This is a genomic window from Blastopirellula sediminis (assembly GCF_020966755.1).
GTDB lineage: Bacteria > Planctomycetota > Planctomycetia > Pirellulales > Pirellulaceae > Blastopirellula > Blastopirellula sediminis.
In genome coordinates this window covers 55,596-79,148 of the sequence record NZ_JAJKFT010000001.1, presented here as the reverse complement: position 1 = coordinate 79,148, position 23,553 = coordinate 55,596, and the positions used below count along the sequence as shown (strand labels likewise).

Sequence of the window (23,553 nt, the reverse complement as noted above, 5' to 3'; positions counted from 1 at the left end):
ATAACCTAACTGCGGCGAAGTTTAGAAGACAAGCGCAGGACCTGGACGATGATTTCCGTAAACAGCGACAAGAAGACTATCCGATACGCGGCTTGCATCGCCGTAGGGATGACGGTCTGGTTGCTTTCTGGAGCGGGATCGGCTCAGGCCCAATATCAAGAAGCGTACCAGCGCGACCTCAACACATTAATCCCTGGGGAGGATTATTCTGGACCGCGCCCAACGTTTGGGATGTCCAACCTCTCGCAAATTGAAATGGTCGATGCGCAAGAAGGCCTGCCGTTTCCCGATCACCCGATTGAAGTCTCCGAGTACGAGCTGACGCAAGATCCTTTTTGCGGCTACGGCGACGACCAGTACGACTTCCAATTGCTGCCAACTGGACACATCTACAAAGCCCACCTGGCGAACGTCCAGGAATCGCGTCTGTCCGTAAAAATCGGCGACCTTACCGGCTTTCGCGGCAGCACTATCTTGGACGGCAATCTCGGTGGACGCTTCGGTGTCTTTCGCTACGGCAATCACGACCCATTCTTGCCGCAAGGCGTGCAATGGGACGTTGAAGGTTCTGCGAAGGTGCGACTCGACATTCCAGAAGATGTAGACGTACGCAGCGCCGACTTTCGCGCCGGCACCCAACTTACCTGGAGCTATCGAGACGCTCCTAATCACCGGACGCGATTCGGCTACTACCACCTCAGCTCGCACCTAGGGGACGAGTTCCTGCTGAAGAATCCGAGCTTCCCCCGGCTCAACTACTCACGCGACGTACTGATCCTGGGACACTCGATCTACCTGTCCGAAAAGGTCCGTGTTTACGGACAAATCGGCTGGGCGTTTTACTCGACCATCTCGGAGCCGTGGGAATTCGACTTCGGCTTTGAATGGGCGCCGACCCGGTCGACGGGCATTCGCGGCGAACCATTCTTCGCGATCGACGGACACTTGCGAGAAGAGGTCAACTTCGGCGGCAGCGTTACCGTGCAAACCGGCTGGGCGTGGGTCGGCGACGACTCCGGCCATCTACTCCGCATGGGTCTGAATTACTACAACGGCAATAGCAGCCAGCTTTCGTTCTACCAGTACTGGGAACAGCAGGTCGGTTTCGGCATCTGGTACGACTATTAATCGTCGTCCCCCAATTGCTGTCGCCCCTTATCGCCCCGACTTCGCACGCTCGACCGTAAAGGTCGGCGTGTTCGTTCCCGGCGTCACTTCCAGCTCTAGGCCAGACGTCTCGAATCTCTGATACTTCGAGTCGATCACTTTGCCAACTGGTTCGTCTCCGGTCGCCTGACGCGAAACGATCAGGACGCGATGCTTCCCCGGAACGGCGCCGTCGTCCGCTTCAAACGTCGAGATCACGAACTTTCCTTGGTCGTCGATCGAACCGCGTGCACTAATCGGCTGATCGAGCGAATCGAGTTCGACAGCGCCGCCAGAAAGCTCCTTCGCGGGCGATCCGTCGGGATAGACGATCGATCCATGAACGGGATATGTTCCATTGCTGCAGCCGAGAGTGATGGCAAGGACAGAAAAACCGCCACAGAGTATTACCGATCGCCAATATCCCATAAAGTTCCCCATGATTATGCAGAATATCGCTTCCAATCCCCCATCAGTTTAGTAGATTGGGAACCAAACGGAAACACTCTGAGAATTATTGCAAAATATTTTGCGACACCACGCTATTCGCAAGATCCGAAAGCCAAAGAAGCAGAGTTTCGCGACTCCCGTTTTCCCTACATGCCAGACGCTCTGAATTGAGCAATCGCATCGCGCCCATTCGCCCCGTGTCGGCGTCGATGCCTGAGATCCGCACCTCATGCATGCCGTCGGATTCTCCAATTCCTATTTTGAATCATGAAGGGCGAACTCTTGACTCATTATCATTTTTCTCGCCGCGCATTTACGCTGGTCGAACTTCTGGTGGTCATCGCGATCATCGGCGTCTTGATCGCACTGCTCCTTCCCGCCGTTCAACAGGCCCGCGAAGCGGCTCGGCGGATGAGTTGCTCGAACAACCTCAAGCAGATTGGGTTGGCGCTACACAATCACCATGACGTCTACGGCGTCTTGCCCAACAGTCGTCGTGATGGATACCAGAATTGGGTCGTCGATATGCTGAAGTTCCTAGAGCAGGGGAACCTGTCCGATCAATGGAACCGAAGCAAGAACTACTATCACGCAACGAACAAATTAGCCCGAGAAACGCCGGTGGATGCGCTCTATTGCCCTTCTCGCCGATCACCGATGTTGAGCGAAGAAGAGTCGCTGCAAAATGCAGGTGTGGAGAAAGCGGTTGGCATGGTTGCGGACTACGCCGCCAACATCGGAACCAGCAGCAATGACTACGCCGATAACGCCAACTTCGACGGCCTGTTTCGGCTTTATGGAAACGGCGGCCACGGCGCACCGCACGGCCTCGCCTTTCGAGACGTCACCGACGGAACGAGCAACACGATGTTGGTTGGCGAAAAACATGTCGACATCGCTCGCTTCGGCCAAGGATCTGCGGCCGACGGCGGGGGTTATAACGGCGATAACTTCAATTCGATGCGATTCGCGGGGCCCGGCAAGACGCTGTCTCGTTCTCCCCACGACACTTCGGTCGGGATCTTTGGAAGCTACCACCCCGGCATCTGTCAGTTCGTCTTTGTCGACGGCAGCGTGCGTAATATTCCGGTGACGATCAACGCGACGACGCTCGGCTATCTCGCTTCTCGAAATGATGGCGAAGTCGTGAACTACGACTTCTGATTCCGCGCGCTTTCACGGAACAAAGCCGGGCCGCCACAGCGTCGCCCGGCTTTTTCATTTTGAACCAACGAAGCTCTTTTGGGCGATCTCATCCGCACTCTGCGGGTCATTTGCCGGCGTAGCGAAGGACATTTTTTCCTTGCGAAAATTGCCACTCAATTCATGGCAAGGAGAATTCCGCGGCTCTAGACGGCATCTACAACAAACATCTTTCCGCAAAATGCCACAATACATTTGAAGAATTTTTTAAAGTTGTTATTTTGCATGTGAATTCCGATATTTTGTCAATTCTCATCGATTCTGTTTTTCTTTTCCAAGGCAATATCGCAATGGCTGACTCCTCGCTTCGACCGCAGGCGCGCGCCGGCTTTACGCTGGTCGAACTGCTCGTCGTGATCGCCATCATCGGCGTCTTGATCGCGCTGTTGCTGCCAGCTGTGCAACAGGCCCGGGAAGCGGCTCGCCGGATGAGCTGCTCGAACAACCTGAAGCAGATCGGCTTGGCGATGCACAATCACCATGACACCTACGGCACGCTCCCCTGCAGCCGCAAAGATACGTATCAAACGTGGCTGGTCGATCTCCTGCCGTTCATCGAACAGCAGAATCTGTATGAAAAGTGGGACTTCACCAAGAACATCTATCACGCCAACAACCAGGCAGCCCGCGAAACGTCGGTCGACGCCTTTTTTTGCCCTTCGCGACGGGACGGGACCGAATTGAGCAAAGATGACGTGAGCGACGACACGAACTACACGATCAAAGGGGCGGTCGCCGACTACGCTTGCAACGCCGGAACCAACAGTCCCGACTACTTCGACTCGTCGACCTTTAACGGCGTTTTTTTGCTGCTCGGACGAGGAGCAACCAAAGGCCTTGGGTTGCGTGACGTCACCGATGGGACGAGCAACACCTTCATGGTGGGCGAAAAGCACGTCCATCTCGATCACTTTGGCGAGAAGAGCTACGGCGACAGCGTCGCCTATAACGGCGACCATGGTCAGTCAAACCGCTATGCCGGGCCCAGTTATTCGCTCGCTCGCACCAAACGCGACACAAGCGGCAGCATCTTTGGAAGCTACCACCCCGGCGTCTGCCAATTCGTCTTCGTTGACGGCAGCGTTCGCAACGTCAACGTAACGACCAGCACGACCACCCTGGGTCGTCTGGCGGCACGCAATGACGGCGAGGTCGTCACGCTCGATTAGCCGCGAAGTCAAGGGGCTTGGCGAGCTCTCCGACGCTAACTGCTTAGCGCCATCACTTTCGGCAACACCATGGGATATGTTCATCCACTGGATGGACTTTCCCTCAGTTGCCTCTAGCGAGGACAATTTCGCCGAAAACATCCTCAGTACATTTGTAGATTTTTTTGTTCTTGTTACTTTTAAGATTGCAGCGCTATTCGGCGCGAATGCCCATCCATTTATCTCTATTTCTCTGGGTACACCCTGTATGTCCATGCTCCTTCGTCGCGACCGATCTCGGATCGGCTTTACCCTGGTTGAGCTGTTGGTGGTCATCGCGATCATCGGCGTCTTGATCGCACTTCTGCTTCCTGCGGTGCAGCAAGCCCGCGAAGCGGCCCGTCGCATGAGCTGCTCGAACAACCTGAAGCAGATCGGTCTGGCGATGCACAATCACCACGACACGTTCGGCCATCTGCCGAATGGTCGCAAAGACGTCTATCAGACTTGGCTGGTCGATATTCTGCCGCAGATCGAACAAGGGAACTTGTACGAAAAATGGGACCTGACGAAGAACTACTACAACACGGCGAACCAACTGGCTCGCGAGACTTCAGTCGAAGAATACTTCTGCCCGTCACGGCGTGACGGCAAAGGCCTATTGAGCGTCGGCGACATCCAAGACGGCAACACCAGCGTCGTCGTTAACGGGGCGCTGGCCGACTACGCCAGCAACGGCGGTACGACGGGAGCTGACTACTGGACTGACTCGACCTTCAACGGCGTCTTCTATCGCTACCAAGGCGAGCCAAGCTCGAAAGGGAATCAGAAAGGGCTGAACTTCCGCGACATCACCGACGGCTTGAGCAATACGCTAATGGTTGGCGAAAAGCATGTGAATCAGACCCGTTTCGGCGAAACCGGAGCCGGCGACGGCGGCGCGTACAACGGCGACCATGGCAACTCGACCCGCAAAGCTGGTTCCGGCTATGGCTTGGCCCGCACGATCAAAGACAACAGCGGCGCGATCTTCGGCAGCTACCATCCCGGCATCTGCCAGTTCGTGTTCGTCGACGGCAGCGTCCACAACATTCCGGTGACGATCAACCTGACCACGCTGGGATATCTGGCCGCTCGCAATGACGGTCAGGTCGTCACGCTCGATTAAGAGCCCCGCGTCAGCGCCCCATCTGCCCCTGAAGGCTCTGCGATCCCCAATCGCAGGGCCTTTTTTCGTGCGCGTATTTACGCCTGCGAGCTGCGCCGGAATCGCTCGTAGTAAAGGAGGCCCGCGATCGTCTTGCCGTCTTTGATTTGGCCGTCGCCGATCATCGAGATCGCTTCATCCAGTGAAACGACGAGGTTCTCGATCTCTTCCCCCGCTTCCCGCTCTGGCGCCCCTGCGGTTAGTCCCGTAGCGACGTAGACGAACATCCGCTCATCCATGATCCCTGGCGACGGATAGAACTTCACCAGCAGCTCGACCGATTCCGCGGTATAGCCAGTCTCTTCGGTCAGTTCGCGGGCAGCGGTAATTTCCGGCGGTTCATTCGGCTCAAGGGTCCCGGCCGGCAGTTCAATCAGCGTTTCTTCGACCGAAACGCGATAGTTGCGAATCAAGCAGATCTGGTCGTCGCCAACAATCGGCAAGATCACCGCCGCGCCCGGATGCCGCACGATATCGCGCTGGCGGCCATCATGCACAACCCGATCCACCGCGAAGCGAACTCCTTCATAGCGTCGATCGACCATTCCTCTTCCTTTTTCAAAATCTGCTGGGACCTGCGTGCGACGTCCGGTACATTGCCGATAGAGTCGCTCACCTTCGCACCTTTTCGGGAGCATACCAATGTCATCCACCGCCGTTAACCAGGGGTCGATGGTCGTTTCCTGTCTGCGCTACCATGACGCATCCGCCGCAATCGATTGGCTGTGCGACGTCTTTGGGTTTAAACGACACGCCGTCTATCACGGCGAAGGGGGTACGATCGCCCACGCGCAGCTCACCTTTTCCGGCGGCGGCATGATCATGCTCGGCTCGATCGAGAATGAGTCGGAGTGGGGAAAGCTGATCAAACAGCCGGAAGAGATCGGCGACTGCGAAACGCAAAGCGTCTATCTGGTCGTCGCCGACGCCGATGCGATCTACACGAAAGCGAAAGCCGCCGGAGCCAAAATCGTGATCGACATCAAGGATGAAGAGTACGGCGGCCGCGATTTTACCTGTCGCGATCTGGAAGGCCGTCTCTGGACGATCGGCACCTACAATCCATGGGAAACGTCTGACGAATAGCGTCGGCGCATAAAAAAAGGGACGAGCGATTGGCTTGTCCCTTTCTTGTCGTAGTCACATGCGATTAGCGTTGGCCACGGCCGCCACGCTGACCGCCTTCGCCACGAGGCCCGCCTTGTTGTCCGCCAGGACCGCCCTGCATCATCTGAACGCATTTGGCTTCCTGTTCGTCGGTCAAAATGGCCGCTAGTTCAGCGTTCACCTTTTGCTGCAGTGCGGCGATTTGCGCTTGCTGCTCCGGCGTCAGATTCAGCATCTGCTGCACGAACGAAGGCATCACTTCGCCGATTCGCGGCGGTCCCATCATGCCGCCTGGGCCCATGCCCATTCCCGGACCACCGGGGCCCATCCCTTGTCCACCCGGCCCTCCGGGACCACCTTGGCCGCCGGGCCCCATCCCAGGCCCACCTTGGCCGCGTTGGCCCCCTTGCTGGCCACGCAGGCTACTGGCCTGGCTGGCGAGGTAGGTTTGCAACTCGTCGGAGGTCACCACATCGTCTTTGTCGGCATCCGCGGCCGTGAACAAACGGAGCAAACGACGATCAGTCACTTCGTCCTTCGTCAGCTGACCATCTTGATTGGCGTCCAACTTCATCAGGCGAGCGATCATCTCGTCGGCGGAGCTGTTGCCGCGTTGATTGCCGCCCGGTCCGCCAGGACCTCCCGGGCCACCCGGACCGCCGGGGCCTTGCGCCCAAAGGGAAGTCGACGCCAAACCAAACGCCGCGGCCAAGGCCAGCGACTTCACAAAATGCCATCTCATGTTCCAAACTCCTGAAGAAAAGAAAGTCCGCCTTAGCGAGGGGCGCGACGGGTCGAGGGGAAGTTGCGATCGTCCGGGGTACGGCCGATGACGAAGTCAAAGCTGGCCGCCAATTCGCCGATCTTGGATCCGGGAACCGGCGTGAAATCGGCCGTAACCAATTCACGATCAATCACGTCTCCGGCGCTGCGGTAAATGCCGTCGCGAGCGTTCCCTTCGGCGCCGCGAACGAAGATCTGCGTCGTCAATACTTCGCGTCCGCCGACTTTCACCTTCGCGTGAATATGTCCAGCCGGACGGCCCGGATAAGGAACCGGCTTGATCGTGCGGAAACGATACTCGCCGGTCGAGGCCGTTTCAAAGCGACCAAAGCCCTGGAAGTTCTTATCCTGTTGGCTCTGTTTCGTGCGGCTGTCGGCCGTGTGCAGATAGACCGCGTTGGCGTCGCACTGCCAGATTTCGACCGTCGCATTGCGAATCGGCTCACCGCTGGTCGACAACACGCGTCCCGTCAGATGCGTGATCTCGCCCACTGCAGGCGTCAGACTGTCGCCGATGATGATCAGGTCGTTGTCTTGATCAAGCGGCATCTTGTCCGGATAGAACGGCCCTTCCGTCATCGACGGAGAAGGAAACAGATAATCGGCGAACAGCCCGCGGGTCGTAAAACAAGCGATGCCGAAAGCTCCGGCCATCCAGCGACGGCGCGAGAACGAATTCGATTGATTCATAGTCAACAGAGTTCCTTGGATGAGTAGATGCGACTTGGGCGTTTCGGCGCCGCCCAGTTACATCCGTTAAACTAATTAAACCGTAGAAAGTTCCGCGAAGCGGGGAAATTGTCAAAAAACGCTACGAAATGAGACGTTAGCGAAAATCTTCCTGCCCAATTTCACCGTCATTGTTACGGTCCAAGACCGGAAACAGGCGGGGAGGACCATCAAATTCCTCTTTGGTGACTTTGCCGTCCTTGTTGCGATCGGCGCGAGCCATCACCTGCTCGTAGCTCAACTGTCGCCCAGGTCCCATCGGCGAACCGGCGGCCCCGCGCGGCTCGCTCGCTTTGCTGGTCGAAGTGATTTGTTCGTTCTTCACCGGCTCGTCGCTCTTCAGCGTGCTGGCGAAAAACTTGTCGACCATCTCGGTCACATCCGCACCCCCAAAACCTTTGCCATGCCCGGCGCCTTCGATCGTATGAAAGTGGACCGGCAGGTTCGCCTTCTTGAGCGCATCGTACAGTAGCACGCTTTGGCTATGCGCGACCGTCGGGTCGACGTCCCCATGCACGATCAGAAACGGCGGCGTTTTTGCACTGATGTAGTTGATCGGATTCGCCTTCGCCGCCTTCTCTTTGTTTTCGAGAATCGGCCCACCGATCAACTTCGACTCAGGCGAATCAGGAGCGTCATGACGACGACGCGCATTCGCCGGTTTCCCTTCGTCCATCTTCAACAGGTCGGTCGGTCCGTAGTAATCGCAGACCGCCTGGACGCGGCTCGAAACGTCGAGATGCTCTCCGACGTCAAAGTTCTCGGTATCGCTGGTCGTCCCCAACATCGCGACCAGGTGCCCACCGGCCGAACTTCCCCAGACGCCAAAGCGATTCGGATTGATCCCATACTTCTCCGCATTGGCGCGCAGCCAGCGGACCGCCGCTTTGCAGTCTTCGATCTGGGCCGGGAAGACCGCTTCGCCGCTCAAGCGATATTCGACGCTCGCGACGGCGTATCCTTCCGAAGTCAGACGACGCGCGGGACAACCATCTTTGGTTCCGGCCATCCAACCGCCGCCATGAATCCAGATCACCAACGGCAGCGACTTGTCCGCCTTCTCCGGCAGATAGAGATCGAGCTTCAGCTCTCGATCCCCGATCTTGGCGTAGGTCAGGTCCTTTTTCATCTCGGTTCCAGCAGGGACTTGTCTCGGCGGCTGCGCCAGAACCGTCGTCGAAAGAATCGACGCAACTACCAGCGATGCCGCGTTCATCACTTTGCCCATCATTGTACGTCTCTCCCCAAATTCGATGTGAAGTCGACTTTGCCGTTAACTACGGAACGCATAGGAGCGAAAGAAGTTTCGCGCTGAAACCAAAGGGGGTGGAGAATTTCGAATGGCCCGCATGCACCAAACACAGGACAATCCCCAAGCGTTCCCCCCTATCCTGCGAATCGACGTCCTGAAAAGATGAGATTTTCCCCTTCCTCTTGCCGCGGCTTTCTACCCGGATAAAATCCCCCATCGTGAAAACCGCATAGGAGAATCGCATGCAAGCGACGGCACGAACGCTCTGTACCGCGTTTGAAGGGTTTCGGAAAATCGGATCGGGCGAACTCGCTGCGGTCGCTCCTGCAGTCTGGCATGCGCTGCAGGCGGAAGACCATCCCGAGGTCCTGGTCTACGACGACGCGACAGGGCATCTAGTCGATTTCGACTTTTACGGCAGCCTTGAGGACGTGCTGGAGCGGCTCGAAATGGCGGCTCGCTGGGCCAGCGAAGATGCGAAGCCGAAAACGCCGCGCGGCCGAGGTCGCCCCAAACTGGGCGTCGTGGCGCGAGAAGTGACTCTCTTACCGCGACACTGGGCTTGGCTCGATACGCAGCCCGGCGGCGCATCGGCAGCGCTGCGACGATTGGTCGAGGAGGCGAAACGCATCAGCGGCCCTGCCGATCGAGTTCGCCAATCGCAGGAAGCCGCTTATCGATTCATGTCCGACATGGCAGGCGACCTGGTCGGATTTGAAGAGGCGTCGCGGGCCCTCTTCGCCGCCGACATCGCCCGATTCGACGAAATGTCGGCGACCTGGCCGAGCGACGTTCGCGACTACATCAAACGTCTGGGCGCCGACGCGTTTGCTCCGCCTCCGCCGATGTAGGGCAGGCCGTGCCTGCCAAAATATGAACGCTTGGACTTCGGCAGGCACGGCCTGCCCTACTACAGCCTTACTCGGCGTAGAAGGCTTTCACCGCGCTCCACGTGACGTGCGGATGATCGGTCGCGAACGACATGAAGCCGAGATCGAGCAACTTCAGGTAGATCGCTTCGCTCGCGCCGCCGTAGGGAAGCGTTTGAAACAAGATGCCATGCTTCCGAAGTTCGTCACCACGCGCGATTAGGAATGCGTCCGACTCTTCAAACGGATTGGCGTCGATTCGCTCGATCTGGTCGGCAGGCTTGGTCAGGTGAACATGGATCTGCAACTGCGTGACGTCAGCGAAATCGGTCGCACGAAGCTCTTCAAACCGTTTTTCCAAACCGGCGTCGTCGCCGCGCATCCACAAGAGCGTTTGCGACTGCGGCGAAAGCTTCTTCCATTCCCTCAGTTTCGGATAGAGAGTCGACGCGAAGATCACCTGGCTTTCGACTTGTTCTTTCTTCACGAGCGCCGCCAGTTGCGGTAGGTCAGCGTCTTTCCAATCCAGATAGAGTCGCCGCGACGGGTCTTTTCGCATCAGGGCGAAAACCTCGGCCAAGGTTGGCGTCTGACGCCCCTCGAAACTGGTCCCCTTCCAAGACCCGACGTCCAGCTTTCGCAGCTGGTCTAGAGTCAGATCTTTTACCCCCTGCTTCGCCAACTCCGGCGTCACGTCTTTGACGACTCGGGCGAAGTTCGCGTCATGAAACGCGACGATCACGCCATCCTTCGTGGTTCGCACATCCGCTTCCGGAATGCAGTTCAGACTCCAGCCCAGCTCAAACGCTTCGAGCGTATTCTCTTCCGACAGTTCGCCAGCGCCGCGATGCGCCTGCACGACGAACTCTTCGATCGGCTGGTGATCGCGAACGTTCCACGACGCCTTCTCCTGCGCCAAAACTGCGCCGAAAATACCCAACCAGACCAGTCCCGTCGTCGCCGCAGTCCGAATCATCGCGTGTCATCTCTCTGGATCGATCCATTAGCCATTGCCGACCGGTTTCCCTGTGCGGAAACCGGTCACGTGGAACCCAGGCTAACCCGCGCTGGCGCGGCCGTCGAGAATGGCCTGTAACTCTCCAAGACTTCTTCATCAAGAAATAAAAAAGCCGAAAGCAAGTTCCCCTGCTTTCGGCTTGTGCGATTAGCGGTCGCCGCCGGTCTTCCGTTTCGGCTTGCCGCCAAACGGGCGTTTTCCGCCGGGGCGTTTCGCTCCGCCGCGGGGGCCTTGGCCGTACGACTTCGGACGTTCGCCGCCCGATTCGGCTCCTTCCGGAGCAAATCCACCGCCGCTACGGCCGCCGCCATGTTTACCGGCTGCGTTGCCGCTGTGGCTGCGTTTGCCGCCGGGTCGACCGTACGGCTTGCCATAGTTACGACGCGGGCCATTTCCGCCACCACCGCTGCGCGGACCGCGCGAACGGGGTTCGACGTGGAACGGGTGATCGGCGTCGACGACGATCGACATCCGAATCAGTCGCTCGATCGCTCGCAGCGCACCGATTTCGCCCAGATCGCAGAACGACAGCGCGATACCTTCGCGACCGGCGCGACCGGTTCGCCCGATGCGGTGGACGTAGCTTTCCGGATCAATCGGCAGATCGTAGTTCACAACGTGCGTCACGCCGTCGACGTCGATGCCGCGAGCGGCGACGTCGGTCGCGACCAACACTTGCGTGCGACCGCTGCGGAAGCTTTCAAGCGCCCGATTACGCTTGTTTTGCGTCTTGTTGCCGTGAATCGCATCGCTGCGAATTCCGGAGGCGTTCAAATCTTTGGCCAAGCGATCGGCGCCATGCTTGGTCTTGGTGAAGACCAGCGTCCGGCCAACCCCTTCCCCTTGCAGCGAGTGCTCGAGCAGCGCCTTCTTGTCGCCATGGCTGACGTACATCACGCGTTGCTCGACCCGTTCCGCGGTCGTCGATTCCGGAGCGACTTCGATGCGAACCGGATCACGCAGCAAACCTTCCGCCAACTGAGCCACCTTCGGCGGCATCGTGGCGGTGAAGAAAACGGTCTGACGTTCTTTCGGCAGTTCGGCGATGATCGTCTTCAACGCCGGCAGGAATCCCATGTCGAGCATGCGATCCGCTTCGTCCAGCACGAAGGTCGTGGCTTGGCTCAGATCAACGTAGCCCTGATCCATCAGGTCGATCAAACGACCCGGAGTCGCGATCGCGACATGCACACCGCGTTTCAAAGCGCGGACCTGCGGGTTCTGACCGACGCCGCCGAAGATAGTGGTCGAACGGAACTTGATGTTGCGGCCGTAGGTGCGGAAGCTTTCGGCGATCTGCGTCGCCAGTTCGCGGGTTGGAGACAAGACCAACACGCGAGGAGCGCACGGATCGGCGCGACGGCGTCCTTGTTCCAGCGCGTTCAAAATCGGCAGCGCAAAGGCGGCGGTCTTACCGGTGCCGGTTTGAGCGCAACCGATCAGGTCGCTCCCATCCAGCAGGTGCGGAATCGCCTGACCCTGAATCGGGGTCGGCGTGTGATAGTTCTCGGCGGCCAGCGCATCTTGGATCGCGTCGCTCAGCTGCAATTCACGGAAACTAGAAATACTCAATTCAATCCTAACCTGTTTAAGTGCAATACGACCGCCGTGAGCGCAGTCCTCGATCGATCGAGGACCAGAATGGTCAACTCCAGCGGCAACTGGCGGCGTCAACGACGTACTGTGATCGGAAGATCAACGCGCGGCATGACGCACGTGTCGAGAGACGCAAAGATCCGCTACTTGCAGATCGGCCGCGAGCTGGTCGCGTTCATTCGGCCTGTCATTACAGATTCGCAAGCCCAAAGGCGAGCGGCCGAATGAAAGGAAGCGATTAATGCCAGTCTGAAATCTTGAACGCCGAGGCGATTCCAAGGAAGCCTGGCCAAAAGATTGAAGTAGATCAACCGACGTCTCTCTTGGACGCCGGTGCGTGCTCAACTCTGAACCGGACAAGATTTCCTCCAGCCGTGTTCAAGTGACGAATTGTAACCTCCTACGTAGATTTGGATAGGGGCAAAATAGTTTCCCTCGCACGGAATGCCGCAATGGCGCCGGATCACCCGAAAAGTCATCCCCCAGAACCCCACAAAAGCCCGAAAAGGGAGGTTTTTTCCTTATTCTGACGCTTACCGAGATGGACAGTCGCGGTTGGCGTCTTCGGCTAGATCCGTACAATCGAGGGAGCCGTATCCGTTTTCGTGGGGAGATAACTGTTGAGCACGCCCCTGTTAATCGCCGCCAGCGTGATCATTCCACTTGTCTGGGGCTGGGGGACGTATCTCGTCTTTGCGTGGCTTTGGCCACCGACGCCTCCGCGAGAGGACGTCGATAACCGCGATCAGCCGCGTCCGCCCGGTCCTCCCTTCGACTATCAGATCTAAGGGGACCGCATGATGCTCTCGCCCGAAATGCAGGAATTTCTCCGCTACGCCCCGATCGGATTTCTGGTCGGCGCTTACGGAACGTTGGTGGGAGCCGGGGGGGGATCAGTCCTGGTTCCGATCCTGCTGATGATGATGCCGGACGAGTCTCCGGCCAAGATTACCGCGATCTCGTTAGCGGTCGTCTTCTTTAACGCCTATTCCGGCACGATCGCCTACATGCGAATGGGGCGAATCGACTATCGTGCTGGGACCATCTTCACCGTCGCAGGCATTCCCGGAGCGATCCTCGGAACAATGCTGGTCCGCACGATGCCGCGTCAATTATTCGATCCGATCTTTGGAACGCTGTTGGTTTTGATCGGCGGCTGGCTCTTTGCGAATCCGCTCGGTTCGACCAACGTCGACGAAGATACCGACAATCCGATTGCCGGAACGCGGATGCTGATCGGTTCACTCGGCAGCGCCTATATCGGCGTCGTATCGAGCTTGCTCGGGATCGGCGGCGGGATCATCCACGTGCCGTTTCTGATTCGTGCGCTGCATATGCCGCCCCATTTCGCAACCGCTACTTCTCACTTCGTGCTGACGTTCATCGCGCTCACGGCGACGATCACGCACGTTTGCGAGGGAGAGTTTCAGGGCGAACTTTCAACCACCATGTATCTGGCGGTCGGCGTAATGATGGGAGCGCCGCTTGGCGCCGCGATTTCGACCAAGCTAAAGGGCTCGCTCATCGTGAAGATGCTGGCGCTGGCCCTCTGCTTTGTCGGCGTCCGCTTGCTTATCCGAATGTTCTAAGCGCGTTTATTGCAAGAACAACCGATACGCCGGGTTGTCGGTCTCATCAACGCACGGATAAGCCAGGCCGCTGAGGAACTGTTCGAATCCGGCCATCTCGCTATCCGGCACCTGAATTCCGGCCAAGATGCGGCCGACGTCGCCCCCTTGGCTGCGATAGTGGAACAAGCTGATATTCCAGCTCGGCGGCATGTGCGACAGGAACTTCATCAGTGCGCCCGGCCGTTCCGGAAAGTCAAAACGGTAGAGTCGCTCGTTAAGCACATGCGGACTCCGACCTCCAACCATATAGCGGACGTGCATCTTCGAGAGTTCGTCATTCGTCAGATCGACCGCGACGAAACCATGTTCGTTGAGTTTGTCGATCGTTTCCGCCGTATCCTGACGGCTGGAAGTCGTCAAACCGACAAAGACGTGCGCCTGGGAATTGTCGGCCATGCGATAGTTGAACTCGGTGATTCCCCGCGCTCCCAGGATTTCGCAGAGACGTTTGAAGCTCCCCGGCTTTTCGGGAATCGTCACAGCGAACAGCGCTTCTCGCTGCTCACCCACTTCGGCTCGCTCGGCGACGAAGCGAAGGCGATCGAAGTTCATGTTGGCGCCGCAGGTCACCGCGATCAGGTTTTCGTCGGTCGTCCCCTTCTCCGCCACGTACTTCTTCAGCCCCGCGACGCTAAGCGCTCCGGCAGGTTCCAGAATGCTGCGGGTGTCTTCAAATACATCTTTGATCGCAGCGCAAACCGAATCGTTATCGACGATGACGAACTCATCGACCAGCGCCTGCGTGATGCGGAAAGTCTCCTCGCCGACAAGCTTGACCGCCGTGCCGTCTGAAAAGAGTCCGACTTCGCTCAGCTGAACCCGCTCGCCAGCGGCGACCGATTGAACCATCGCGCTAGAATCGGCGATCTGCACGCCGATCACTTTGATCTCCGGTCGCACCGCTTTCACGTAAGCGGCGACGCCGGAGATGAGACCGCCGCCACCGATGGCGCAAAAGATCGCATGAATTGGATGCTGCAACTGCTGCAGGATCTCCATTGCGATCGTTCCTTGCCCGGCGATCACATCGGGATCGTCGAACGGATGAACAAAGGTCAACCCTTGTGCGGCCGCCATTTCGGTCGCATAGGAGTAGGCGTCGGTATAGCTTTCTCCGTGGAGCGTCACTTCGCCGTGGAACGCGCGGACCGCTTCGATCTTCAGCTTGGGGGTCGTCACCGGCATCACGATCTGCGCGCGGCACCCAAGACGATGAGCGCTGAGCGCGACTCCTTGCGCGTGATTTCCGGCCGAAGCGCAGATGACGCCGCGCGACAGTTGCTCCGGCGTCAGATGCGCCATCTTGTTGTAGGCGCCGCGCAGTTTGAAGCTGAACGACGGCTGGCTATCCTCTCGCTTCAGCCAGACGGCGTTACTGAGCCGCTTCGACAACCGCGTCGCTTCTTCCAGCGGCGATTCGATCGCCACGTCATAGACCCGTGCGTTCAAAATCTTCAGCAGATAGTCGGTCAGGCCAAGGGGCGAATCGCCCGACTTTCCAGCAGGGGCAAGTTGATTATGCGGAGTTTGGCCAGGGCCGAGCATAAAGGTCTCTAATGCGAAAGTATGGAACTTCACTTTGATTATAACGAGCGACTCACCGTTCACCTGCATGGCGCCCCCAAAGAGCGATTTCTAAAATCGGTTTGATTCTTTCTTTTATTCGTTGCGCCGCACCAACTTGCCCTCCCCAACCGGATTGCGTTAATAGGAAATGAGGGCGAGTCGCGAGCGAGTGCGGAGAAGCGCAGCTCGGCTATCGATTTTCCACCAGACGTCAGGAGGCGGTCAGCATGCAATATCGACAACTCGGCGGATCGGGGCTGACGGTCCCCGTTTTGAGCTTCGGCACCGGCACCTTCGGCGGCGGAGGAGAGTTCTTCAAGGCTTTTGGAAGTTCCGACGTCGCCGAAGCGACCCGCCTGGTTGACATCTGTCTCGACGCAGGGCTGACGATGTTCGACTCGGCCGACATCTATTCGCAAGGCGCTGCGGAAGAGATTCTTGGCCAGGCGATCAAAGGACGTCGCGACCAGGTTCTGGTCTCGACGAAGGGAACGTTTCGCATGGGAGACGGTCCCAATGACGTCGGCTCCTCGCGATTCCACCTGACCAAGGCGGTCGAAGCGAGTCTGCGACGTTTGGGCACCGACTACATCGATCTCTATCAACTGCATTGCTTTGATGCGACGACTCCGGTCGAAGAAACGCTGATGACGCTCGACGATCTGGTTCGGGCTGGAAAGATTCGCTACATCGGCTGCTCGAACTTCTCCGGCTGGCACTTGATGAAGTCGCTCGCCGTCTCCGATCGCTACGGCCTATCACGTTACGTCGCCCATCAGGCCTACTACTCTCTTGTCGGTCGCGACTATGAGTGGGAATTGATGCCGTTGGCCTTGGATCAAAAGGTCGGCACGGTCGTCTGGAGCCCGCTTGGTTGGGGCCGACTTACCGGCAAGATTCGCCGTGGTCAGCCGCTCCCCGAGAACACACGACTGCAGAGCCAGATTGCCCGCGATATTGGCCCACCCGTCCCAGACGAACGAGTCTATGACATCATCGACGCGCTCGACGACGTCGCCGCGGAAACCGGGAAGTCGGTTGCGCAGATTGCATTGAACTGGGTGCTGCAGCGTCCGAGCGTTTCCACGGTGATCATCGGGGCTCGCACCGAAGAGCAATTGAAGCAGAATCTCGACGTCGTCAGTTGGGTCCTGACGACGGAGCAAATCGCGCAGCTCGACGCTGCGAGCGAAACGACGCGCGCATATCCCTATTGGCATCAGCTCCAGTTTGAAGAACGGAACCCACGTCCCGTTTAGTCGGCTGACCGTCACAACCGTATTAAAGCGATTTCCCTGATCCTTCTCATTGAGATCGGACGGGGCTTTTCGTTGTTTCGGCAGTTCGGCCACAGATGCGATCGTTTGACTGCCCAGGGGCGCGACGTAGATTTGCCAGATTTCTCTCAGCAAATCACCCTTTTTTTGGCAGAGGCTTGCGGTCGATGGCCATTCCTGAAAAAACGCCTGCTCCACTCAAATGGTTGGACGACAACTGGCCCTTCGCCGGCGCCGTGTCGATGCTGTTTCTGATCGGAATGCTGCCGCTGGTCGCCGGAGTTTGGAGCTTCGCGCTCGTTCTGGTTTTCCTCCAATTGATCGTCTACCAAATCCACCAGTTGGAAGAGCATCTGGGAGATCGCTTCCGCCGCTTCGTCAACGAGACGGTCGCCGGAGGCCAAGAGGCGCTGACGCCGCGGGCCACCATGTGGATCAACGTCGGCTGCGTCTGGATCGTTTACTTCGTCGCGCTGCTGATGGCCGGGCTGTTTGACGTCGGCTGGGGTTTGATCGCCGTTTATACGATGTTGCTGAACGCGTTGGCGCATGTCGCGATGACGCTGGCGCTCCATCGCTACAACCCAGGCCTCTGGACCGCAATCTTTTTGTTTCTGCCGGTCGGCGGATTCACATGGATTATCTTGAGCGAATGCAACGGCCTAGGAATGATCGCCCATATCGTCGGTCTGGCGACTGCGCTGGCGATCCATATCGGCATCGTCCTGAGCGTGAAACATCGCGAACACATGCTGACCCACCTGGCGTAAGCCCGCGGTGCAGCCGTGCGAAAAAGAAGGTAAACTCACCGCAAACCGTATCTTGTCGTCGCAGGGCGGCGTCGCTTGTATGGAGTGCGTCTGGATGAAAACGTTCTTCGCTTCGAAAATGCTGTGCATTGGCCTCGTCGTCACGATGCTTTCGGTCGGCTGCTCGCCTGCGGAAAAACCGACCGAACCGAAGACTCTGACCGTCGCTATTTCGCCGGACATTCCCCCCTATGTTCTGGACAAGGCGACCAGCGGACTTGAAGTCGATCTGATGAAGATCGCCTTTTCGGAGTACGAGTTGAGCTTCGTCCAGCTTCCCTACGAAGAGCTGGAAAAGGCAGTACCGGAGAAGAAAGCGGAAGTCTCGGCCGGCGTTCGCCAAGAGCATGAAAACCAGTTCGACTCGAACGATTTCATTGGGTTTTCCAACGTCGCGATCGCCAAAAAGTCGGCCAACATCAAGATCGAGAAGATCGCCGACCTCGCTCCGTACGAAGTGCTAACCTGGCAAAACGCTTACCTGGACTTGGGGGGCGAATTTGAAAAGATGTACGCTCCTGCTGGTCCCGACCGGGCGAAATACAAGGAAGTCGCCGACCAGAAGATCCAAGTCGAAGATTTCTGGAAGTCGGACAACGCGGTAATCGTAATCGATCAAAACATTTTCAATCACTTCTCGGAGTCGCTCGGTCATTCGCTGGACGACGTCCAGGTCTTTGACCTCTTCCCGGCAGTTACCAACTTCAAAGTCGCTTTCGCCGACGAAAAGCTCTGCATCGAGTTCAACAATCGAATTCGTCAGCTCTGCAAGAACGGCGAGTATCAGAAGCTGCTGGACAAATACCAGGTCCAATTGCCGGAAACGCCCTGCGACGAAGCGAAAGGGGAGAACTAGTCGCTAGAGTTTCTAGCCGCGAGTCGCGAACCTAATGCGCGAAAACGTCGGAGATGCTCGGCTGGCGGCGAAGGATCGCAGTGATTCGGCAAGACTCCTTCCAGATCGTACGCCAGCGCCGCGTGGACGCTGGCCGGAATCTGCTGCGGCTCTGAATTAAAGATGTCAGGGGGCAATCTGGCCGCTCCCCGATAGCTGACGAACAGATCGCCGCTGAACAGCAATCGCCGCTCGGGAGCGTAGTATCCCATGTGCCCGCCGGTATGCCCCGGCAAATGGACCGCTTTCAGCCCTTGCCAAACGTCGAGCATGTCGCCGTCATCAAGCAATCGGTCCGGCGTAAATCGCTGAAAGCCGAGGATCGGCCTTCCAAACGTTTCCAGCCACTGCGCAACGCGGGCCTTGCCGGGATAATTGGATTTGCCCGCATACTGTTCGGCGTCCAATCGTGGCGCAGCGATCCAAGCGCCGTAGCGCCGCGCAATCGTCTTCACGTTCAAGATGTGGTCGAGATGACCATGCGTGACGATAACGCCGCGAATGGGAAAGCGATTCCAACTGCGCCGCGCAAGCGCACGTTGCAAGAGCCGCAAGCCACCGATAAATCCAGCGTCGATCAGATAGAGTTCTTCTCGATCGCGCAGGACGTAGAAGTTGATCGCCGGAGCGCGTACCTGAAGTATCGTTCCCTCTTCCGTCGGATTCATCGCGTTGGTCATTGGATCGTACTGGCCCCGTTCTTGCCGTCGCCCCCATCATCGCTGGAGCGGACTTTTTCGTCAAAGCGGACAGCCCTAGCGAACATGCGGCACAGCGCCAAAATCTGAGAAATGAAGCACGAATCAATCAGTTTCAGCAACCAGCGGAATATCCTGTTCGACCGGTTCCCCTCCGGCGTGCGGAATCGCTTGCGACCTGCGGCGATGGTACTAAGATGACCTACGATAAGTCCCTCGCTTCAAACGGCGTTTCCCCCCTCCATTCCAGGCTTTATCCTGTGACTCGCAATCTTCTTTCGCTCGCGTCGCTACTCTCTCTCACGATCATTCTGTCGACCGCTGCCGCTGTGGACATCGATTCGCTTCGCGTTCCGGCCTCACCGATCGCCGACGCACTGCAGTATGTCGGCCCTGCGATCCGCGAAGAGAATTACACGATCTGGGGCGCGGCGCCAGTAATCGATGACGAAGGGAAAACCCATCTGTTCGCCGCGCGCTGGCCGGAAGGAAACGTCGATCCAGCATGGCGCAAGTCAAGCGAGATCGCGCACTACGTCGCCGACAGCCCCGCCGGACCGTTCCAGTTTAAAGACGTCGTCGTCGCAGGAAGCGGCGTCGCGGGAGCTTGGGATCGCTACGCCCCTCACAATCCCGAGGTCAAGCGATTCGGCGACAAGTATGTCCTCGTCTACATCGCCAACAGCGACTACCGCCAGCCTCCTCATCCGCTAAATCAGAAGATCGGCATGATGGTGGCATCCTCTCCCGATGGTCCGTGGCGGAAAGTGGGTAAGGACGGGCTAATCCTCGATAACGCGCCGGATCACTTTTCCGCCGGTCGGCAAGTCGTAAACCCTGCGATCGTTCAGGTTGGCGATAAGTACCACCTCTATTACAAGACGTCGACGCGTCAAAACGGCAAAACGCAGACCTACTTTGGACTCGCGATTGCGGACCAATTGGAGGGCCCCTATCGTCATCAACCGGAACCTGTTACCGCCGACGGCGTGGTAATTGAAGATGCGTCGGTCTTTACCTGGGATGGCAAAGTCTGCTTGTTGACCACCGACAATCATGGCGACGTCACCGGACTAGAAGGAGGACTGGCGCTTTGGGTCAGCGAGGATGGAATTCGTTTTCGTCCTGATTGGATCCAACTCGGCATGCGGCTCTTCTCGGACTACCTTCCGGACTTCGATCAAAAACCGCTCCGTCGGATCTACGGCAATCGCCCCAAAGCGGAACGCCCCAAGGTGCTGACGATCGACGGCCGCCCTGCCTATTTGTACGTCGCTTCCGGCTTTACGTACGACGGGACGTCGCGCTGCATGAACCATGCGTTCAAGATCAACCTGCCGCCCGACGTTGGCCCGACTCCGGAAGTTTCGGCCGCCGTTTCCACCAACGCCAAGCGTCCCAACATCGTCTTCTTCCTGGTCGACGACATGGGTTGGCAAGATACGTCGCTGCCGTTTCATACCGAAACGACGGCGCTCAATCGGCAATACCGCACGCCGAACATGGAACGCCTGGCCGCCGATGGAATGAAATTCACCCAGGCCTATGCCTGTGCGATTTGCTCGCCGACGCGGATCAGTTGGATGACCGGCATGAACGCCGCTCGGCACGGGGTCACCTGCTGGACGCTGCGAAAGGACGTTTCGCCTTCCGGCAAACATCCAAATCTGCAAGAGCCGACCTGGAACCTGAATGGGCTGAGTCCAGTTGCCGGAATCCCCAATACCGTGCAAGCGACCACGTTGCCGTCGCTGCTGCAAAAATCGGGCTACAAGACGATCCATATCGGCAAAGCCCACTTTGGCGCGAAAGGGACGCCAGGCGAAGATCCGAAGAACCTCGGCTTCGACGTGAACATCGCCGGACATGCCGCTGGCGGACCTGGCAGTTATCACGGCAAGCATAACTTCAGCGCGGCGTGGCGCAACGCAGATCGAATCTGGGACGTTCCGGGGCTGGAAGCGTATCACGGCCAAGATATCTTTCTAACCGAGGCGCTGACGATCGAGGCGAACAAGGAAATCGACAAAGCGGTCGCAGCGAACCAACCCTTCTTCCTGTACATGGCCCACTATGCGGTCCATGCGCCTTGGGAAAATGACGATCGCTACGTTGAGAACTACCAAGACGCCGAGCTGCCGGGCCTGGGCAAAACGCTGGCGACGATGCTCGAAGGAATGGACAAGTCGCTGGGAGACATCCTGGCGAATCTTCGCCGCCATGGCGTTGAGGACGATACGATCATCGTCTTCATGTCGGACAACGGGGCGCCCCAAAACGTTCCACGCAACCTGCCGCTCCGCGGTCACAAGATCTCGCCGTACGAAGGGGGCGACCGCGTGCCGCTAATCGTCAAATGGCCCGGCGTGACCCAGGCCGGATCGACGACCAGCGACTACGTCTTGATTGACGACATTTTTCCGACCTTCCTTGAACTGGCGCAGATCGACGGCGAGCATCCCAGCGACGGCGTCAGCTTCGTCCCGCAACTAAAACAAGCCGAAACGATCCCCGGTCGCGGACGTCCTCTCTTCTGGCACTATCCGAATCTCTACAACCAACCTCCCTTCAGTTCCGTCCGCCAGGGAGACTGGAAGCTGATTTACCATCACGCCTCGCAGAAGTTCGAGCTCTTCCAGTTGGCCGACGACATCGGCGAAAAGACGAACCTGGCCGAAAAAATGCCTGACAAAACGCGTGCGCTCGCCCAAGTTCTGTCTGACTATCTCCGTTCCGTTGATGCTGCGATGCCAATCGTCAAAGCGACCGGCAAACCAGTCCCTTGGCCGGACGAAGCGCTCTAGCAACAAGCGAAAAACGCGCACATGGTAGAAATGGCTCGCGATATCATGGATACTTGACGAGTTCCGCTTCCCGCCCAAACTCCCCCACTCCTCCTTTCCAGTTGAGCAATCGCGATGTACAGCGTCTTCCCTCGTCGTCACTTCCTAGCTCTGACCTCTGCCGCCGCCGCGTCTGTTGCGCTGCCAACTCTGTTACACGCCGCCGCGCCGGAGCCGAAAGTCGAAGACAACGTCGCCTGGTACGACGTGCAAGAATGGGGAGTCGAAGGCAAAGGCTGGGACGATGCGATTCGCTACTACGATCGTTTGCCGGGTCGGGCCGAGAAGAAGGTTCGCGGCGCGGTCTGGAGCCTCAGCCGACATTCGGCTGGCATGCTGACCCGATTTGAAACCGACGCTCCGGCGATTCACGTTCGCTACAAGCTGCTGAGCAATAGTCTCGATATGCCGCATATGCCTGCGACCGGCGTGAGCGGCGTCGATCTGTACGCGCGGAATGAGCAAGGAGAAGATCGCTGGCTCGCCGTTTCGCGTCCCGCCGCACAAGAGGTCAACGCGGTGCTGGTTAACGATATCGACCCGCGCCCCAATGGCCAGCCGCGACTTTATACCCTCTATCTGCCGCTGTACAACGGCGTCGATAAACTCGAAATCGGCGTTCCCAAGGGAAGCAAATTCGCCGCCGTCGCGCCGCGCGACGAAAAGCCGATCGTCTTCTACGGCACGTCGATCATGCATGGCGCTTGTGCGTCGCGTCCCGGGATGTCGATCAGCGGCATTGTCGGTCGCCGCATGAATCGCCCGGTGATCAATCTCGGCTTCTCCGGTAACGGCCGCTTGGAGGCGGAAGTGGGCGAGTTCCTGACCGAACTCGATCCGGCGGTCTACGTGATCGACTGCTTGCCGAACGTCGACGGCCCGGTCGTCGCGGAAAAGACCGAGCCGCTGGTGATGCAGTTGCGCAAAGCGCATCCTGATACGCCGATCCTGCTGGTCGAAGACCGAACTTACACCTACGCTCCGTTCAAGAAATCGGCCCGGGCTCGCCACGAAGGAAGCCGCAAGGCGTTTCGCCAGGCGTTTGAAAACCTGCAAGCCGCAGGCGTCAAAGATCTGTACTATCTCCCCGGCGACGGTTTGCTCGGCGATGACGGCGAAGCGGCGACCGATGGATCGCACCCCAGCGATCTCGGCATGGTTCGCTATGCCGACGCTTACGTTCCGGCCCTGGAAGAGATCCTGAACAAGAAGTAGCGCGTCTTGCGATTCCTACATAGGGTGGGTGAAGCAAGCGCGAATGAGCACATTTCGCGCTTGCAGTTTTGCTTGCTTGCGCGACCCACTTTCCGCTTGCAAACGCATAGT

General features: G+C 58.1%; 22 protein-coding genes. 13 read left to right on the top strand and 9 right to left on the bottom strand.

The genetic code is table 11. The annotated features are described in order from the left end of the window. Positions 1–48: 48 nt before the first annotated feature. Complete coding sequence (locus tag LOC68_RS00340; protein WP_230214239.1) at positions 49–1,128, top strand: DUF1207 domain-containing protein; 1,080 nt, start codon at positions 49–51, stop codon at positions 1,126–1,128. Between the two features lie 27 nt (positions 1,129–1,155). Here the strand turns inward: LOC68_RS00340 and LOC68_RS00335 are convergent, their stop codons facing one another. Further along, positions 1,156–1,575 carry a hypothetical protein gene (locus LOC68_RS00335; protein ID WP_230214238.1) on the bottom strand — a complete coding sequence of 140 codons (420 nt, stop codon included), beginning with the start codon at positions 1,573–1,575 and terminating at the stop codon, positions 1,156–1,158. A 303-nt stretch (positions 1,576–1,878) separates the two neighbouring features. On the opposite strand from LOC68_RS00335, the gene LOC68_RS00330 reads away from it, so the two are divergent. The 3 genes from LOC68_RS00330 (at position 1,879) to LOC68_RS00320 (ending at position 5,115) form a co-directional block, all read left to right on the top strand. Continuing rightward, positions 1,879–2,760 (top strand): DUF1559 domain-containing protein, encoded by an 882-nt coding sequence (locus LOC68_RS00330; RefSeq protein ID WP_230214237.1) that lies wholly within the window; start codon positions 1,879–1,881, stop codon positions 2,758–2,760. 329 nt (positions 2,761–3,089) lie between these two features. Continuing rightward, positions 3,090–3,968, top strand: a complete 879-nt coding sequence (locus LOC68_RS00325; protein WP_230214236.1) for a DUF1559 domain-containing protein — start codon at positions 3,090–3,092, stop codon at positions 3,966–3,968. 247 nt (positions 3,969–4,215) lie between these two features. Then, positions 4,216–5,115 (top strand): DUF1559 domain-containing protein, encoded by a 900-nt coding sequence (locus LOC68_RS00320; RefSeq protein ID WP_230214234.1) that lies wholly within the window; start codon positions 4,216–4,218, stop codon positions 5,113–5,115. A gap of 77 nt (positions 5,116–5,192) precedes the next feature. Here the strand turns inward: LOC68_RS00320 and LOC68_RS00315 are convergent, their stop codons facing one another. Continuing rightward, positions 5,193–5,699: an NUDIX hydrolase gene (locus tag LOC68_RS00315; protein WP_230214233.1), complete on the bottom strand. Its 507-nt coding sequence runs from the start codon at positions 5,697–5,699 to the stop codon at positions 5,193–5,195. A gap of 97 nt (positions 5,700–5,796) precedes the next feature. Here LOC68_RS00315 and LOC68_RS00310 point away from each other — a divergent pair, with 97 nt between their 5' ends. Then, positions 5,797–6,240, top strand: coding sequence for a VOC family protein (locus LOC68_RS00310; RefSeq protein ID WP_230214232.1), 444 nt, complete (start codon positions 5,797–5,799; stop codon positions 6,238–6,240). Between the two features lie 64 nt (positions 6,241–6,304). Here the strand turns inward: LOC68_RS00310 and LOC68_RS00305 are convergent, their stop codons facing one another. The 3 genes from LOC68_RS00305 to LOC68_RS00295 form a co-directional block, all read right to left on the bottom strand. After that, positions 6,305–7,003 (bottom strand): hypothetical protein, encoded by a 699-nt coding sequence (locus tag LOC68_RS00305; RefSeq protein WP_230214231.1) that lies wholly within the window; start codon positions 7,001–7,003, stop codon positions 6,305–6,307. Between the two features lie 32 nt (positions 7,004–7,035). Next, positions 7,036–7,734, bottom strand: coding sequence for a protocatechuate 3,4-dioxygenase (locus LOC68_RS00300; protein WP_230214230.1), 699 nt, complete (start codon positions 7,732–7,734; stop codon positions 7,036–7,038). 136 nt (positions 7,735–7,870) lie between these two features. Then, positions 7,871–9,004, bottom strand: coding sequence for an alpha/beta hydrolase (locus LOC68_RS00295; protein ID WP_230214229.1), 1,134 nt, complete (start codon positions 9,002–9,004; stop codon positions 7,871–7,873). A gap of 263 nt (positions 9,005–9,267) precedes the next feature. Between LOC68_RS00295 and LOC68_RS00290 the strand changes: the two genes are divergently transcribed. After that, positions 9,268–9,876 carry a DUF2239 family protein gene (locus tag LOC68_RS00290; RefSeq protein WP_230214228.1) on the top strand — a complete coding sequence of 203 codons (609 nt, stop codon included), beginning with the start codon at positions 9,268–9,270 and terminating at the stop codon, positions 9,874–9,876. 67 nt (positions 9,877–9,943) lie between these two features. Here the strand turns inward: LOC68_RS00290 and LOC68_RS00285 are convergent, their stop codons facing one another. Next, complete coding sequence (locus LOC68_RS00285) at positions 9,944–10,870, bottom strand: glycerophosphodiester phosphodiesterase (protein ID WP_230214226.1); 927 nt, start codon at positions 10,868–10,870, stop codon at positions 9,944–9,946. A 189-nt stretch (positions 10,871–11,059) separates the two neighbouring features. Beyond that, positions 11,060–12,484: a DEAD/DEAH box helicase gene (locus tag LOC68_RS00280; RefSeq protein WP_230214225.1), complete on the bottom strand. Its 1,425-nt coding sequence runs from the start codon at positions 12,482–12,484 to the stop codon at positions 11,060–11,062. A gap of 644 nt (positions 12,485–13,128) precedes the next feature. Between LOC68_RS00280 and LOC68_RS00275 the strand changes: the two genes are divergently transcribed. Both LOC68_RS00275 and LOC68_RS00270 read left to right on the top strand, forming a co-directional pair. Then, on the top strand, positions 13,129–13,296 hold the full coding sequence (locus LOC68_RS00275; RefSeq protein ID WP_230214224.1) for a hypothetical protein: 168 nt from the start codon (positions 13,129–13,131) through the stop codon (positions 13,294–13,296). Between the two features lie 9 nt (positions 13,297–13,305). After that, a complete protein-coding gene (locus LOC68_RS00270; RefSeq protein ID WP_230214223.1) occupies positions 13,306–14,097 on the top strand; it encodes a sulfite exporter TauE/SafE family protein in 792 nt (263 codons plus the stop codon). 6 nt (positions 14,098–14,103) lie between these two features. Here the strand turns inward: LOC68_RS00270 and ilvA are convergent, their stop codons facing one another. After that, positions 14,104–15,684 carry a threonine ammonia-lyase, biosynthetic gene (ilvA, locus tag LOC68_RS00265; protein ID WP_230214222.1) on the bottom strand — a complete coding sequence of 527 codons (1,581 nt, stop codon included), beginning with the start codon at positions 15,682–15,684 and terminating at the stop codon, positions 14,104–14,106. Positions 15,685–15,932: 248 nt separating this feature from the next. Between ilvA and LOC68_RS00260 the strand changes: the two genes are divergently transcribed. The 3 genes from LOC68_RS00260 (at position 15,933) to LOC68_RS00250 (ending at position 18,647) form a co-directional block, all read left to right on the top strand. After that, positions 15,933–16,964 (top strand): aldo/keto reductase, encoded by a 1,032-nt coding sequence (locus LOC68_RS00260; protein WP_230214221.1) that lies wholly within the window; start codon positions 15,933–15,935, stop codon positions 16,962–16,964. Between the two features lie 185 nt (positions 16,965–17,149). Next, positions 17,150–17,752 (top strand): HXXEE domain-containing protein, encoded by a 603-nt coding sequence (locus LOC68_RS00255; protein WP_230214220.1) that lies wholly within the window; start codon positions 17,150–17,152, stop codon positions 17,750–17,752. A 94-nt stretch (positions 17,753–17,846) separates the two neighbouring features. Continuing rightward, entirely contained in the window at positions 17,847–18,647 is an 801-nt protein-coding gene (locus tag LOC68_RS00250) for a transporter substrate-binding domain-containing protein (protein WP_230214219.1), read from the top strand. Here the strand turns inward: LOC68_RS00250 and LOC68_RS00245 are convergent. Next, a complete protein-coding gene (locus tag LOC68_RS00245) occupies positions 18,644–19,366 on the bottom strand; it encodes an MBL fold metallo-hydrolase (protein WP_230214218.1) in 723 nt (240 codons plus the stop codon). The genes LOC68_RS00250 and LOC68_RS00245 overlap by 4 nt on opposite strands. A gap of 278 nt (positions 19,367–19,644) precedes the next feature. Between LOC68_RS00245 and LOC68_RS28460 the strand changes: the two genes are divergently transcribed. Then, entirely contained in the window at positions 19,645–22,188 is a 2,544-nt protein-coding gene (locus LOC68_RS28460; RefSeq protein WP_230214217.1) for a sulfatase-like hydrolase/transferase, read from the top strand. 114 nt (positions 22,189–22,302) lie between these two features. After that, positions 22,303–23,442, top strand: coding sequence for an SGNH/GDSL hydrolase family protein (locus LOC68_RS00235; RefSeq protein ID WP_230214216.1), 1,140 nt, complete (start codon positions 22,303–22,305; stop codon positions 23,440–23,442). Positions 23,443–23,553: the final 111 nt, after the last annotated feature.

Bases quoted from the DNA above. Each gene is read 5' to 3' on its own strand.
- LOC68_RS00340 (WP_230214239.1), top strand. From the start codon at position 49: ATGATTTCCGTAAACAGCGACAAGAAGACTATCCGATACGCGGCTTGC.
- LOC68_RS00335 (WP_230214238.1), bottom strand. From the start codon at position 1,575: ATGGGATATTGGCGATCGGTAATACTCTGTGGCGGTTTTTCTGTCCTT.
- LOC68_RS00325 (WP_230214236.1), top strand. From the start codon at position 3,090: ATGGCTGACTCCTCGCTTCGACCGCAGGCGCGCGCCGGCTTTACGCTG.
- LOC68_RS00320 (WP_230214234.1), top strand. From the start codon at position 4,216: ATGTCCATGCTCCTTCGTCGCGACCGATCTCGGATCGGCTTTACCCTG.
- LOC68_RS00315 (WP_230214233.1), bottom strand. From the start codon at position 5,699: ATGGTCGATCGACGCTATGAAGGAGTTCGCTTCGCGGTGGATCGGGTT.
- LOC68_RS00310 (WP_230214232.1), top strand. From the start codon at position 5,797: ATGTCATCCACCGCCGTTAACCAGGGGTCGATGGTCGTTTCCTGTCTG.
- LOC68_RS00305 (WP_230214231.1), bottom strand. From the start codon at position 7,003: ATGAGATGGCATTTTGTGAAGTCGCTGGCCTTGGCCGCGGCGTTTGGT.
- LOC68_RS00300 (WP_230214230.1), bottom strand. From the start codon at position 7,734: ATGAATCAATCGAATTCGTTCTCGCGCCGTCGCTGGATGGCCGGAGCT.
- LOC68_RS00295 (WP_230214229.1), bottom strand. From the start codon at position 9,004: ATGATGGGCAAAGTGATGAACGCGGCATCGCTGGTAGTTGCGTCGATT.
- LOC68_RS00290 (WP_230214228.1), top strand. From the start codon at position 9,268: ATGCAAGCGACGGCACGAACGCTCTGTACCGCGTTTGAAGGGTTTCGG.
- LOC68_RS00285 (WP_230214226.1), bottom strand. From the start codon at position 10,870: ATGATTCGGACTGCGGCGACGACGGGACTGGTCTGGTTGGGTATTTTC.
- LOC68_RS00270 (WP_230214223.1), top strand. From the start codon at position 13,306: ATGATGCTCTCGCCCGAAATGCAGGAATTTCTCCGCTACGCCCCGATC.
- ilvA (WP_230214222.1), bottom strand. From the start codon at position 15,684: ATGCTCGGCCCTGGCCAAACTCCGCATAATCAACTTGCCCCTGCTGGA.
- LOC68_RS00260 (WP_230214221.1), top strand. From the start codon at position 15,933: ATGCAATATCGACAACTCGGCGGATCGGGGCTGACGGTCCCCGTTTTG.
- LOC68_RS00255 (WP_230214220.1), top strand. From the start codon at position 17,150: ATGGCCATTCCTGAAAAAACGCCTGCTCCACTCAAATGGTTGGACGAC.
- LOC68_RS00250 (WP_230214219.1), top strand. From the start codon at position 17,847: ATGAAAACGTTCTTCGCTTCGAAAATGCTGTGCATTGGCCTCGTCGTC.
- LOC68_RS00245 (WP_230214218.1), bottom strand. From the start codon at position 19,366: ATGACCAACGCGATGAATCCGACGGAAGAGGGAACGATACTTCAGGTA.
- LOC68_RS00235 (WP_230214216.1), top strand. From the start codon at position 22,303: ATGTACAGCGTCTTCCCTCGTCGTCACTTCCTAGCTCTGACCTCTGCC.